The 14,695-nt window shown below is 66.6% G+C and carries 4 protein-coding genes; all 4 read right to left on the bottom strand.

The window, feature by feature from the left end:
* Positions 1-7: 7 nt before the first annotated feature.
* Genes AMB_RS14910 through AMB_RS14895 form a run of 4 tightly spaced genes read right to left on the bottom strand, consistent with a single transcriptional unit; the run spans position 8 to position 14,668 of the window.
* Complete coding sequence (locus tag AMB_RS14910) at positions 8-2,680, bottom strand: hypothetical protein (protein WP_148207426.1); 2,673 nt, start codon at positions 2,678-2,680, stop codon at positions 8-10.
* Positions 2,681-2,685: 5 nt separating this feature from the next.
* Positions 2,686-7,566 (bottom strand): hypothetical protein, encoded by a 4,881-nt coding sequence (locus AMB_RS14905; RefSeq protein ID WP_011385338.1) that lies wholly within the window; start codon positions 7,564-7,566, stop codon positions 2,686-2,688.
* Positions 7,563-11,081: a vWA domain-containing protein gene (locus tag AMB_RS14900; protein WP_043744681.1), complete on the bottom strand. Its 3,519-nt coding sequence runs from the start codon at positions 11,079-11,081 to the stop codon at positions 7,563-7,565. The genes AMB_RS14905 and AMB_RS14900 overlap by 4 nt, the downstream gene beginning before the upstream one ends.
* Entirely contained in the window at positions 11,078-14,668 is a 3,591-nt protein-coding gene (locus AMB_RS14895; protein ID WP_011385336.1) for a vWA domain-containing protein, read from the bottom strand. Before AMB_RS14895 ends, AMB_RS14900 begins: the two co-directional genes overlap by 4 nt.
* Between the last annotated feature and the right edge of the window lie 27 nt (positions 14,669-14,695).

Raw genomic sequence — 14,695 nt, 5'->3', positions numbered from 1 at the left:
CCGGTCCTCACCAATCGGCGGGGTTGAGCATGACGACGCCGGGCCGAACCGTGTCGGTCGGTGACGCCACGCCGATATTGTGGATGTCCACCACGATGGTCTCGCGCCGGGTCAGGGCATCCTCCAGCCGCTTGCGGACTTCGGGCAGACGGCGCAATTCGGGCAGGGCATCCCAATGCTGGTCCACGCCGGCCTGGGGCGGTCCCAGGATGGTGGGGACGGTGATGCGGCATCCCACCTTGCGGCAGATGTCCGTCAGATTGGTCGAGAAGGAATCGATCAATTGCCGCAGGGGCAGGAAGACCGGGTCGGCGGCGAAATAGCCCGCCAGAAGAGCCTTGGCCCGGAAGATCCGGACCATGCTTCCGGTGTTGAGGCCTGGCCCCACCTGTTCAGCCCACACGGCGGCTTCGTCCCTGGCGATTCCGTCTGGGAACAGCGCCCCGAGATCCTGTGTGATGGTCTGGAAGCCGAGGGCGGCCAGGACGTCGTCGCGCCCCGCCTCCCTCACGGCCGTCAGGGCTTTTGACAGGTTCATGTTCGCCACCACCAGTGCTAGGCGCAATTGCCGCGACGCGGGATGCTCCGTCCCGAGCAAGGCGGAGAAATCATTCAGCTCCGCCGCCGAAGACAGGTCGGGAACGCTATAGCCCAGTTGTTCGCTCAGCACCGGGCGGATGAAGCCGTCCCAGGCCCGGGCCAGTTCCTCGGCCTGCAGGCCACGTTCCACTTTAGGCTCCAGCTCGTCGCAGCGGGCGCGCATGGCGGCCATGTCCTGCTTTTGCCGGGCAACCGCCGAAACCACCTGCTCGCGCCCGGCGCCCAGAGCATCTTCCAGTTGGGCCAAGATGTGTCCGGCGGCCTCGAGGGTCCGCAAGGCGTCGTCCTTGGCCGCGATTCGGCCGGTCAGGTCCCGGATTCGGGATCGGCCCAATTCGGCCAGGGCGGCGAGGTTGTCGCTGCCGCCCAATTCCCGGCTCCATTGCTGCAATTGTCGCAGCGCCTCTGGGACGGAGGGTGGCGGGGCGAGATCATCCCTGGACCTGAAGGCGTTCTGGGCGGCTTCCGCCACCCGGCACTGGCCGGTGGTGGCGCTCGCGATGTCCTCGAAGCTGGCGTCCACGGGCAATGCCAGCGCCCTGGCCATGGCTTCGCGAAGCTGCCGCGCGCTCAACTCCGCCCGCTGCAATGCCGTCAGGTGGTTCTGGCGCAACGTCTTGATATTGCTGGCCGCCACGGCCAGGGTCGTGGCGTTGTCCGCTTCGGCCAGCAGCGTGTCCAGGGTACGTGAGAAGGTGTCGACTCCCCAGCTTTCCATCTGGAAGCTGGGGCAGACGGCCTTTAGCGTCACCGCCAGTTTGGACACGGCCTCGTCTTTTTCCTTCAGGGTGCGCAAGACCGTTTCTGCACGGGCCTCGGCGCCCTGACCATAGGGGCCGGACTCGCCGGGGGCCAGCGCCGCCAGACTTTTGACCAGCCTGGAACGGCTCTCCACCCGGTACTTCAGGTCTTCGGCATCCTTGATGTCCGGCACGTCCAGGATGGAGGGCAGTTCCCGCCGCACCTTGTCCCACTGCCGAGCCTGCTCGGAGGCACGCTGGACGCAGAACAGCAGGTTATGCCTGTCGTCCGGATAGCGCAGATCCAGGGCTCTCGCCATGTCTTCGAGGCTCGACTCCGTGCTCTTGTCGGCTGCGGCGGCTTTGGCGGTGCGAGTCCCGCGCAATATCCAGCCAGCGGCGCCCGAACCGGCGGCGACAATCAGCAAAGCGGTCAGGGTTCCTGCAATTACAAGCCACAGGGGCGGCAGCAGCACGGCATCGGCCTTGAGACGCTCCGGTTCTCTCAGCGCGAGTCTGATGCTTTCCGCCGAAATGGTGCTCAGGCGGGAGATTGGCCCCGGTTCCTTGAGCTCGGCCAGGAGGGAGCCGGCCCAGGCAAGGCCTTCCGGATTGACGATGACCTTTGCCAGGGCGTCGTACCTTTCTCCCGGGATGCGAACCCACTTGGTCTCGGTGTTGGGGGTGATCCGCTTGACGGCTCCGACCAGATCATCACCCGGGGTTTCCTCACCCAGGGCGGCGAGGAAGGTCCTGACCTCCTTGTCCAGGGGGGGAACCAATTTCGTATCGGTATCTTTGGGTTGGGTCTGGACGGCCTTGATGATTTGGGACTGGAATTCGGCCAGGTCGCTTCTGCTGAGTTTGATCGGATCGAACGTCTGACTCTTGATTCCCAGGCCCTCGGGCAGGGGAGACGCTTTCGTGAAAAAGCCGGCAAGGGCGGCCTTTTGATCGTCGGTGCCGACGACCGTAGTGAGGCAGGCGATGGCCTCGGCCGGATAGGTCGATGGTGTTGCCTCCTTGAGGCCCTTCGGCAGGTCGGTGAGAATTGTCTGGGAGGACTGCGTCTTCTTGTTGGGATCGCCGCTGTCGCCCCGCCCTACGAAAGTGCCCTTGCTGTTGGCAAAGGCGCAGAAGGGCAACGGCGCATTGCCGGATTTCAGCAACAGGCATCTGGCCTGATAACCTTCGCCCGACGACGGATTGCCTTCAAAGGTCGCGACGGCCAGATGATTTTTGATGCAAGCCTCCTCTGCCTGGGCCGCGAGGGGGCTCGCCATCAGGGCGGCGAGGAGCAGGGGCAGACGGCAGGGTCTGAGGAACAGGCTGACATTCATGACGGTCATTCCTCGGGAGTCAGCAAGGTGGTGCCGATGGGCCAGGGGGCGTGGATGGCATCCATGCCCGCCGACGTCTCGTAGGTGACGCGCGCCGCGATCCGCCCGTTTCCATCGGCAATGCGGATTTCGGGGCCATAGGAGGTGTTGACCCGTTCCAGCTTGACCAGACCATCGCCAAAATAGGTGTCGCGCCGGTAGCGGACGGGATGGAGGTCGACGTAATAGTGCTGGCGCAGGGTCTTGAAATCCTTGGGCGAGGGCTTGCGGTGGGCCACCTGCACCAGCTTGAACCAGGCGCTGCGCCCGAATTTTAGCGGTCCGGCCTCCCACTCTTCCTCGGGGACGATGCGGCCCTCTTCGAATTGCGCCGCCAGCCGCGGCGGCGGCGTGTCGACGAATTCCACCTGATTACCCAGGGCCTGCCAGGCGATGGCGCCGCGCACCACCACTTCCTTCATGGCCTTGGCCCCAGCCAGATCGGTTCTGGCGGTCTTGGGGCCGAATTGATCCCACACCGCCTGGCGAAGCCCCGGCCACAGGGCGCCGCGGCCAGTGACGACGATGGTATCCACCTGATCGGACTTGCACTTGGCCGCGCCCAGGCATTCGGCCACCACGTCGCGGGTGACGAAATCCATGAAGGCTTTCAGCGGCGCGAAGTCGAAGATTCGCTGTGCTGGCAGGCTCAGGCAGGTTTCGCCGTTCTGGCGGCGGAAGATGGCGGCCTGGTCCTCGGGGGGAAGCTCTTCGTCGCTCTTCACCTTGCCCGACTGCAATGGACGGATCACGTCCTGGCCGCCTGCCGCCCCCAGTCCCGTCTGGCCCATGGAGCGGCTGAGGGTGATGACCAGGGGACGGATTCCATCCCAGCCGCCGTCGGCCTGTTTGGCCTCGCGGATGGCAAGCCACAGATTGAGCACCGCGGAGCGGTGGTCCTTGCGGCTCTCCTCGAACCTGGTGGTCACCAGGGGGTATTGGTAGGAAAAGCGGTCCTCGGGCAGCACGGTGGAATCGCGCAACGCCTCGTCCACCAGGCGGGCCAGCAGGCTGTCCAGGTGGTTGCCTGCAACAGGAACGCCGAGCCGCCCCAGTATCTGCCACTTGACGGGCACCCCTGTCCCGGTGGGGTCCCAGGTGATGCGCACCAGCGACAGATCCAGGGTGCCGGCGCCGAAATCATAGACCAGGACGGTTTCCGTCCCCGTGGACGGTGTCAGGCTGTCGCGCCCCGTGGTGCAGTAATGGAAGGCGGCGGCATCGGATTCGCTGACCATCCTGACCCACTCAGGCACTGGGATGCCCAAGCGTCCTGACAGGGCGCTGAACACCACGGAATGCAGGCGCTGGGTGTGGTGGGCGGTGAAGGTGTTGGGATGAGTGACGACGATGCGTCCAGCCCGCACTTTCAAGGGCTCGAGATAGGCGGTGTACAGGGCGGAGAAGGCCGACTTCACCGTGAGATCCACCGGCAGGCGCGTCACCTTCCTGAGGCCGTCCTCGTCATCGATTTCCACCTCGGTGCCCAGGGCGACGTCGTCGGCGCCCACGCCGAGCCAGCTTTTCAGGGAATAGACCACGCGTTCGGGCGTCGAGCGGATGGAATCCGCCGGGGCCGGAACGGTCAGGAAGGCGGGGTCGCCGGGGCGCAGGGACGGCTGCGGATAGCGCGGAAAGCCGGCCCGGCGGGTGGAGCCCGGGTCGGCGACCAGGTGTCGGCGCAGATCTGCGTCGCACAGCACGAAGCTGGGCAGGAACGGACCGCCCCGTTCCAGGTTGCGCACGTCTTCGGACGCCAGGCTGATATGAACCGGACCGTCCGGCAGCGAGAGGGTTTCCGTGGCGTTCTGGAGATCGAGTGGCGTTACCGTCGAGCCTTCGCCCAGGGCGGCGGCGATGGCGCTGGTGCCGAAATCGATGCACAGCCAATTGGGATCGGGCATCTGTGTCAGGCTCAGGGGAACCTGGAAACTCAGGCTCCGTCCTCCTCCCAGCGGGTGGTGGTGGCGGTCCAGCACGGTATTGCGGACCGTCAGGTCGAGTTGCACCGCCCCCAAGGGCAGGATGCCGCAATGGATGGTCTTGATCCGGGTGCTGTCCAGACTGATGTGGCGCACCACCACGCTGCCGTCGGCGGCGACTTCGAAGGTCGACGGAATGGAGACCGGCGACCCGTCGCGAACCTGAAGCAGGTCATCGAAGGCGAGTCCCGGATGCAACTCGAAGGAATTGGCGACGTCGGGCTGGACGATCAGCCTGGGCTCCAGGTGAATCTGGACATAACCCTGGCCGTTACGTGCCACGTTGCGGAACTCCAGGGTCAGCAGCTCTTTCGGGCCGCTGTCGGGGTAATAGACCACCGATTGCTGCGCCAGAACCACCTTGCCGTCGATGATGGGCTCGGGGACGCCATGACCGGCGGCGGCGGCCTCGATGCGATGCGGGCTTCCATCCGGTGAAAAGCCGATATGCCAGTGCCTGTCATCATCGGACAGACCGATATCCAGTTCGGGCCGGGTGCTGTCACGATAGAGGTGGAACTCGTGGCGATCCCCATCGGATCCCGGCGCCATTTCCCCCATCAACTGGAAGGTGAAGGACTCGAATTCCTGCTCGGGGTTCTTGATCCGCACCCCGTCGCAGATCAGGTCGAGCGACAGCGACTGCGACCGGCCGGGGGGGATGTCCACATGGGTGGCGCCAAGCCGGATCGCCCCCTCGCTCAGGGCGTGATTGCGATGCAGGGCCTTGAGCTCATAACGGCCCCGATAGGATCTCGCAAAGGTCGCGTGCCGGGTGACGTTGACCAGTTCAAACACCCCCAGAGTCCGGGTCAGCGGGCTGCCGTCGGGCTTTTGGCCGAATTCGACGCGGTCGGGCGCGGGGATGAATCTCACCTTGGGCGGATGCTGGTCCTCGGGAATGGCTCCCAGCGGCACGATGGCGGCGGTGCCGACCGTCTTTCCCCCGGCCCAGGCCATGGTCACGGTGATCGACAGGGGCAGCGAAACGGCGCCGCCATCGCCTGGATGGCGAAGGTCGATGATTTGCCGCGGGTCCAGGAAGACATCGAAATTGGTGCCGTCGGAAACGTTTTGATCCATCTCGGCGACAAGGGTATGGCCCGTATCCTCGATGCGGGCGAATCCGAGGAGATCCTTGCCGTGGGTGAGGATCCCAAGGCCTGCCGGGTCTTCGACCGCCAGGGTAATCGCCGCCATGCGGCGGGGCTGGGCGGTGTTGCGCAGCCATCGCCCGAAGAAGGGTACCTCCACCGCGTTATGGAGCAAGGCACTGCCCACCAGGATGGGGCCGCTGCGCTCGGTATTGAAGTCGACGGTAATTCCGTCGATTCCCTTCCACACCAGATGGGGGGCGAAGGGACGGTGGTAATAGCGGCGATACAGGGTGGCCAGAATCGCTCCCAGCAGGATCAGGCTGATCACCACCAGTCCGGCCTGGGCGGTGATCTGCCGCCGGTCCCGGGCCGCCAGCAGCCTGTTGACGGCCTCTTCCTCATCCAGGCCGGGTGCCCGGTCATCGGAGGGCTGCCACTGGGCGACCAGGAGCTGATCGTCCAGCGGGGCGGCGGCGAACAGGCCCGGCGCCAGGAAGGCTCCGGCGCCATGTCCTTCCGGTAAAACCGGTGGCGACGGCGGGGTAAGGGTGACGGAGCGGGGCGGGGAACTGACCCGGAAATGGTCGTAAAGCCCCGCCGTCCGGAAATCATAGGTGACGGACAGCGCAAGGGTGGCTCCCGTCGTCGGCGACTGTCCCGGTGCGACCTGTTCGGGAATGCCCAGGACCGGCAGCAGCGGCATGGAAAGCCCGGCCGCATCCCGTCGGCAGGGGGCGAGGCATTCGGCCAGGCTCCTGCTGCCGGAAAGGTTGACGCTGGCCGCGCCCACCGGCCAAGGCGTCCCGCTGTCCCGGCGCGCCCAGGCCAGGCTGTAGGGCAACAGGCGCTCGGAGCCGCGGATGGTCAGGGCATTGTCGCCGTCGGCCCGTAGGGCGATGGCATCAGGGGCGACGGCCCAGCGCTTGAGGCGCAGTTCCGACGGCGCGACGACCCGGGCGGCCAGATCGTCCAGGGCCGGGCGAAGCTCTGTCAGGCGAATGGTCAGGGGGTCGTCAGATTTGTGAAGCCGCTCCACGCCCTGATACAGGTCGCCTCTCAAGGAGACCTGCACGTCCCAGGGCGCAGGCGAGAGCCGCTGGAACAGGTCCGACATCTGCCGCGAGATTTCCTGCGCTTCCGACACGCCGGTCACGGACAGCCGGCGGCTGAAGGCTGAGATTTCCTGGCCTTCGACATTGAAGGCGTCGTTGGTCACGTTCACCAGGACGACCCGGGACACCCTGGCCTCGGCGGGAAGGCGGCCATTGGCGCCGGCCAGGGCCACGGTCTCGGCGATGGAAATGGGTGACCAGCCATGGTGCATGCGGCATTCGGCGCTAACCGTTTCATCCAGCAAGGCGGAGAAGGCGGCCAGATCGGCGATCCTTTCGCCTCGGTCGACCCAGTCGATCATGTCGTTGGGCAGCAGGCTGTTGGCTGGGCGGTCGGTGCAGGGATGACGCGGAGCGGTGGCGCTGTCGGCGTGGGAGCGGGCACTGATGCCGTAATAGCCCAGCGATACGGTGTCGATTCCGGGGCGGAAGGCCGGGAGACCGTTCAGACCGGACGATCCGAACAGGACCTGCGGCAGGAAGCGGCGGACCCTGGGCCTGAACCGCTTCATATCGCCGGAATCGTCGATCAGAACGATGAAATGGGCCGGGCCGCCCCCAACTTTGGACGCCGGCGCCGGTTGGTCGGCATTGGCGGTACGCAGGGGCAGAACGGAAAGAGCGATCAGGGCGACAAAAAAAGCCTGGCGAATCATACCGGTTCTCCATCCGAAAGCCGGTCGCTCACATGAAGGGCGGCACCGAGAATCACGTCTTTCCACATATCCGGATTGGCTCCGAGCGGTGTTCCCAGCCGGGTTGCCGCCGCTTCGGCCAGGGCTTCCGGGGTCACGGCCGGCCGGTGCTGGCCGGTGGCAGGCGGCAGGGTTTCCCGGTCCAGGGAGCAACCGGTGGAAAGTTGGGCCACGGCGGTCGCGAAAGGCTCGCTTCCCGGCGGGGCCAGGCGATAGGTCGAGCCGCCGCGTACCAGCACCACGCCGCCATGGTCGCTCCGGATGTTGCCGTCGGCGATCTCCCGCGCCGCCTCGGCCAACACTTCTGGGGCGCGCAGCAAGGTGACGGCAGCGGGAGAGAACGGCCTGGGCTTCCGCTGGAATTGGTTGGCGATGCGGTCGGCGATACGCTGGGCGATGGCGTCCTCGGCCCAGACGAAATCGGCGGGGCCATCGAAATCCATACCGTGCCCGAAGGCCTCGCGAACCGACACGGTTTCCATCCGGAAGGCCGCGACCCGGAAGGGATCGTCCTTGTCGTCAACTTCCACGGCCGAGGCCTCGGGGGCGACCGTATCGGCAAAGCGACCGGTGGCTTGCCATTGTCCAGCGGCCAGGGCCATGGGCGCACCGAACCATTCCGGTCTTGGCCACCTGGTGACCACCGGGCGATAGCTGTCCAGGAGTCGGATGATTTCTACGCGAACGTCGTCGGGGGTGGCCGCCGCCGTGAGGCCGGCGGGGCGTATTCTCAGATGGTTGCGGGCATCCATCTCCACGGAAAAGGAGAACCGCCGCAAGAGCGGCCCGGAAATGTCGGCACTCCAGGCTGCGAAGGCTGCCTCCACCTCTGGCCAGGGCAACGGGAAGAAATCCAACTGGTTGCGGGCCTCGGTTTCGTCATCGAGAATCTCGGCGGCGAAGGCTCGAAGAAGCGACCCCCTGCCAAGCAGGGTCGGACCGCCCAGGCCGTTCAGCCAAGCGGCGACTTCCCTTTGCAGGTGGTCAAGCCGGGCATCGAACTCGCCGAGCAGGGCCGCTGCCATGTCTTCTGGATGGCCGGCACTGTCGGCCACCCGGCGGACGCAATAGCCCCGGGTGACGGCAAGCTGATCGCGCAAGGCCTGGATGGACAGTGGCAGCAGGATGATTCCCAGGCGTCCGGTGGCGGCCGCGCGGTTGATCTCTGCCTGGGTCCAGGTACGGAGGCAGTGGTGGAAGGCCATGCGCTCGGAATCGCAAAACTCCTCCAATTGATGATAGGCGGCTCTCTCGCCCAGGGATGGGGCGGGCGGTTCCGTCTGGCCCAGACCCAGGTGGTGGCGGGCCAGGATCAGGATGGCCGGCAGCGTGTCCTGTCCCCCGGGGCTCCAGAACCGCGCCAGAGCCTCGCGCACTTCCTGCTCGGTGGGGGGATTGCCGGTCATACCCTTGGGGCCGGGCGTGAAACCCAGTGCCGTCTGGATCATCACCTCGCGCAGGCAGCGGGCACGGGCCCAGCGCCACAGCAATTCCTGGGGCAGGGTGCGCGCGGCGATCTCAACCAACTGAACACGTGCCTCGGCGGTGGGGGCGGCGGCCTGATCGAGGGCATCGCCCATCAGCAGCGAGAACATGGCCTCCAGTGCCTTGTCCGCCTGTTCTCCCTCGGTGTCGTGGGGGCTGCCCACCACCAGGCAGCGGTCGAAGAGGTGGCTTGCCACGGCCCCCCGGTCGCTCTGGATTTTCTCACCCCGCAGGCTGAGAAGACGCTCCAATTCCCGAGCCAGGCCCCGCCGGGCGGGAAGGACGGCGGGAACGGCCGACGAGCGGGTCAGAATGGCGGTCACCGGGCGGCCTTGCTCGGCGCAGATATGAGCAATCTCGCCCAGGATTCCCGATGTCTCGGGATCGTCGGCCCGGCCGGCCAGGATGACTTGCGGCGAGTCGAGCGATTCCAGCGCCATGCCAATCTCGCGCACCAGCCTTGGCGCGTCGATCAGCGCGGCGAAACGGGCCTTGCGGCGATCATTGGTCCCGTGGGACGTGGTCTGGGGGCAGGTTTCCGCCAGCCAGGACTCCAAGGGAGCCCAGGCATGTGGGCCGCCCCGCAGCCGGCTCACCTGGGCCTCCATGTGGGGGCGCAGATCCAGGTCCACGGTCAGCAGCTCGCGGGCATCCAGGGGAACGCGCGGCGCCAGGGCGGTGAGCCGTGACGGAGGCTGGCCCAGACGAACGCACAGCATGCGGGTGGTGGTGTCGGGGATGTGGCGGTCGGCCAGACGGAACTTCAGAGCGGAGACGAGGTCTTCGCCCATCTCTCCCAAGCCGATGACCAGACTGGGGCGCACGCTCAACGGATTTTCCGGCTCGGCCGGAATGGGCGGCAAGGGGGGGAGTTCGGGCACAGCGACTGTGTCGAAAGGCGGCCTGGATTTCTGCTGGTCCGGATGGGGGCAGGGCCACAGGCGGCCAAGCAGAATCATGGCCAGGGGGTTGAAGAGGGGCCAGGCCCATCCGAATCCTCTGGGCAGGACCAGGATCCTGGGGGAGGCGGGGCCGTCGACCGGCTCGCGTCCACCGTCATGCAAGATCCAATCGGCAAAGGCCTTGCCCTCCACTGGGCGCAGCCATCCCACACAGCGGGCTTCGACGCCATATTCGGCGGCGGTGTCTCCCTCCGCTCCGCTCAGCGACCAGACCAGGCGGTTGCCCTCCACCGTGGCGAACGGCATCGTATCTCCGATGAGGGCGAAGGGCACCGGCGTGGCCACAGGCTCGGTCACCGCAGCCAGGAGACCGGTCGGACCATTCACTTCCTTGGCCAGCCGTTGGAAGACATCGTCCATGTCCCTGGCCCTGGTCAGGTGGAAATAGTCCTGCCGGTCGGCGACCATGGCCAGGAATGTGGCGTGGATCACCTCATCTCCGAAGCCGACGGCCAGAACCCGCACGGAGGGAATGGCTTTCAGGCGGGCGAGGGCATCGGCGATCTCGGCGATGTCATCCTGACCGTCGGAGCACAGCACCACCACCTTGTCCATGCCCGGGCGGCCATGGGCCAGAAGCTCGACGGCCTGGTTCAGGGCGGCCGCGATGGAGGTCGCGCCGCCGGGAGAAATCGCCTGAAGCGCCGATCTGGCCTGGGCGGGGGTGGCGGCAAGGGTGCAGTGGACCGACGGAACCTGATTGAATCCGACGACGGCGACCCGACTGTCGGGCGAAAGCTGGCGGAGGAAATTGCCGGCGGCCCGCAGCATCATCTGTAACGGACTGCCCGGCGCCGCCCCCATGCTGGAGGAATGGTCGAGCAGCATGACAACGTCCAGGGGCGGCGGGGGGTGGCGGCTGGGCGGCGCCGTCAGGGTCAGGGACACCTTGACCCGTTGGCCCACCGTGCAGACCCGGGTCGAAACGCTCCGGCGGAACTTGCGTCCGCGCGGGCGGGCGCCCCAGACCAGAAGCGCCCAGCCCAAGGCGATCCAGATGGCGATCAAGCCCAGAAACCATGCCATCATCGGAGCTCCATCTGAATTGCCGCCAGGGTCAGGACGTCAGCCGACGAGGCCATCTCCGTCCTGTCTTTGAGCCAGGCTTCCAGGGCGGAAAAATCTCCCCGCACGCCGCTGCCGTCCGGAGTGAACCGGTCGAGCATGAGCGCGAAGCTCGCCGCCGCATCGGCGAGGCTTGACTGGTCTCCTCGGGTAAGGAAGCCTTTGGGGGGCGGCAGGCGCCACTGGAGCGTCCCATCGGCGGCCCGATCCTGACGGATCAATCCGTCACGGTAGGCGGTGGCGAAACAGTGGAACCGCTCCCGATCGAGCAGGGCCACCGCCAGAGGAACCGGCAGGGGCGGAAGATCGACCAGGAAGGAATCCTGCAGCCGGCTCCGCCAGGAATCGGCGGTGGTCGCCAGCTCCTGGGCCAGCGGCAGGGTCGTGGCCGGGCGCGGCGCGGTCGGCGGAAGTGCCGCCCAGGCCAGACGGCGGATCGCCGCCCGAGCGCTGCTGGCCACCCGCTCGGACAGAAGGGTTCCTGTCGGCTCGGGCATCTGTCCGGCCAGGTCCAGGCTGAACGCCACGTCTTTGCGCGCCGGGCGCGGCAGGGCGGTCACCACACCGTCGGCGACGGTTTCCACCAGATTTCCCAATATGTTGCGCCGGGCCGCAGGGTCCATCTCGGCCAGGGCTCCATAGATGTCGGCTGACGGTAGGCTGGCCGCCAATGCCCCCCAATCGGCCAGGATGCCCGTAACGGCCTCAGCACCGTCGCCGTAGCTCCGGGATTTGACCAATCCGCAGTGGAGGCGCAACACGACTTCACCCTGGCTCAGGGCCGTACCAAAGCTGAGGAACCGTCCCGCCGAAGTGTTGCCAGCCAAATCGTCGAACAGGTGCCGCCCCATGCTCTCGACCAGGGGGCCGTCGACGCCCGAGCAGATCATGACGCGGCCTGGGATTTCGGCACTGGCGCCTTCCAATTCGAATAGGGCCTTTCGGCGGGCGGCGAGCGTCCCGCAACCACGCAACAGGGCGGCGACCCAGCCATCAATTTGATCGGCAAGGTGCAGAATTGCCGGAACAAGAACAGGGAAAGCCGGCTGGGCAAAGGCTCCGCAGCGCTCGGCGAGCAGGCGAAGGCAGGCGGCCAGCTCGTTCAGGCCCGGAGGATTGGATCGATTCCGGGACAACAGGGAGGTGAACGAGACCGACAGGGCCTGAAGGAACCACTCGGCACCGGGATTGCCATAAAGGGCAATTTCTTCGTCCAGCTCCTCGGCGGAGAGGGAGCCGGTTGTCGCCGCCAGCAGGCTGTGCCAGGGGCCGGAGGTCTCGTCGTCGGCTGCCCATTGCTCAAGGATGACACCGGCTGCCGCCGCCTTCCGATCCGACAGGCGGTAGCCGCCGTCCGGGGCGGCTTCCAGACTGGGCAGCAAATCGCTCAGCATCCGCAGGGTCAGGTCGTTGGCCACCAGTTCCTTGAGGAGGTTGGGGTAGAGGATCAGGCTTCGCGCGGCAAGCTCCACCGGGGTGGAGGAAAAGGCCGGCTGATGCCGGATCATGGCTTCCCTGAGGTCGAAATCCAGTAGGGCCAGGGCGGGCTCTACAAGCTCTTGTCCCGTGCCACTGCCCCGGATGGCAGCCAGCAGATTGACCGGGGCGATCCGATCGACCGCATCGAGGAGAGGATCGCCCGGCCTGAAGGTGGTGCGCAGGGGATAGCGGCCGGTGTTCTGGACCTGGGCGAACTCCTCAAGCAGGGCGATCTCGTTAGGCGAGTGCCCCGAGATGGCCAGAAAGGCAATGATTTCCGCCGGCCGCCCGCCCTTTTCGGCGATGCGTCGCTGGTCCAGGCGCCGGAGCAGGCGGGCCAGGTCGATCACGGCCCCACTGCCAAAGCCGCCTCCCGCCGACGTCAGCAGCAGAATTTGGGGAAAGGTGTGTTCCGCCGTCGCCAATCCGGCCACGGAGGCCAGCGCCTCGTCGAGATAACGCGGCAACTCATCCTGCTCGAGCCAGCGGGCCACGACCAGACGGGCGAGCTTGCGGTCTCCGCGGGCGCCATGGGACAGGTCCAGATCGGACCGGGCTGCATGCTGATATTGCTTCGGATCGAACCAAGTCCGGGTGGACGAAGGAACGGCATCCAGCGCTCCGGTAAGGTCACAGGCGGCCCGTGGCGGCGAAAGGGTGCCGGCGGCGGCTTCAAGGTCGATGACGAGCGGCACGAACTGTCCACTCCGACCGTCGTCCATGTGGTGTTCCACATCGGACGTCAACTGACGCAACGCCGCAGCGCCTTCCCCCCCGAGGCCGATGGCCAGGGTCGGGACAGGCGGCCGTCCGCCGGGGCGCTGGGGCGCGGGAGGCAGGGGCAGAACCTCGACATCCGGTGTGGCGGGAAGCGGCGGCAGCGGCAGGGGCTGGGGCTCGGCACTCTTGCGCCGGCGCAACAGCCGCTCGCATCCCCAGGCCAGGTAGGCCAGGGGCGGCAGCAGCGCCAGCAGGATCAGCCACCAGGGGATGATCAGGACCATGGGGGCGGCGGCGCAGGCCGCACTTCCCACGCTGGCGTCGTCCGCCTTGCGCCACGATAGCCGCGCGCCCTCATTGCCCAGGGGCCACAGGCCGATGGAGGTAGCCCGCAGGGGCAGGCGCTCTGCATTGGCTCCGGCAATCAGAGTCCAGGAGGAGTTGACCAGGCTCTCGCCGTCGCCGGCCTGCCAGGTCGCGGGGGCGGCGGCGGCGGCGAAACCGGTCCCATGAAGGGGAACCTGAAGTCGGGCATCCCGGGCGAAAACCGAAAGCTCCTGCAGTGCGATATTGCGCAATTGCAGGGAGAAGTCGTTGAGCCCGGAAGTGGAGAGAAGATGCTTTTCGTCTCCGGTGATGCGCATCATGTTGCTGTTCAGGCTTCCCGGCAGGCCGATGGCGAACAGGCGTAGGGCATGGGGGCCGGTCCGCAGCGCCTTGGCTTCGCTTTCCATCTCCGGCCAGGGCATGACATTGGGCTCGACCACCAGTTCGCCATCGGTGAAGAACACCGCCATTTTGCGGGCTCCGGGGCGCGATTCATCGAGAAGTTCCCGCAGGCGCCTGAAGGCTTCGCGGGTGTCGTTGGCGCCATCGATCATGGCCAGCTTGCGCAGACCCTGGGCCACCACCTCGCGGTCGGCAGTCCAGTGGGGGGTGGTGTCGATCACGGCGCTGACATCGAAGCGCACCAACGACAGCCGGATATTGCCGTTTCCGCTCTCCAGCAACTGATCGGCCAGGGAATTGACCGCCGCGGCGATGTGGGGAAGGCTGGTCTTCATGGAGCCGGACACGTCCACCAGCACGACGATGTCGAGCTGCTGGGGGGCGGCCTTGCCGGACGGGGCGGTAAAGCGGGCGGTGAAGTCGAAGTTCGGCTCGCCGAACATCAAGGTCTGCGAGACCTGGCACGACAGCGGCGCCGAGGCGGCCCTGGTGTTGATCAGGCTGGCGTAGCTCCAGAGCCCGGCGATGATCAGTGCGGGGACGAGCAGCATCACCGCGATGCCCAGCAACAGCTTTCCCCAGCCGAACGGTTTGGACCGGCCGGCCCTCATGCGTCGTGTCATGCTCGTCCCCCCCCTCGCTACCCGTTT

The organism is Paramagnetospirillum magneticum AMB-1 (assembly GCF_000009985.1).
Taxonomy (GTDB): domain Bacteria; phylum Pseudomonadota; class Alphaproteobacteria; order Rhodospirillales; family Magnetospirillaceae; genus Phaeospirillum; species Phaeospirillum magneticum.
The sequence above is the reverse complement of the archived record's forward strand: the minus strand, read 5'-3'. Positions and strand labels throughout refer to the sequence as shown.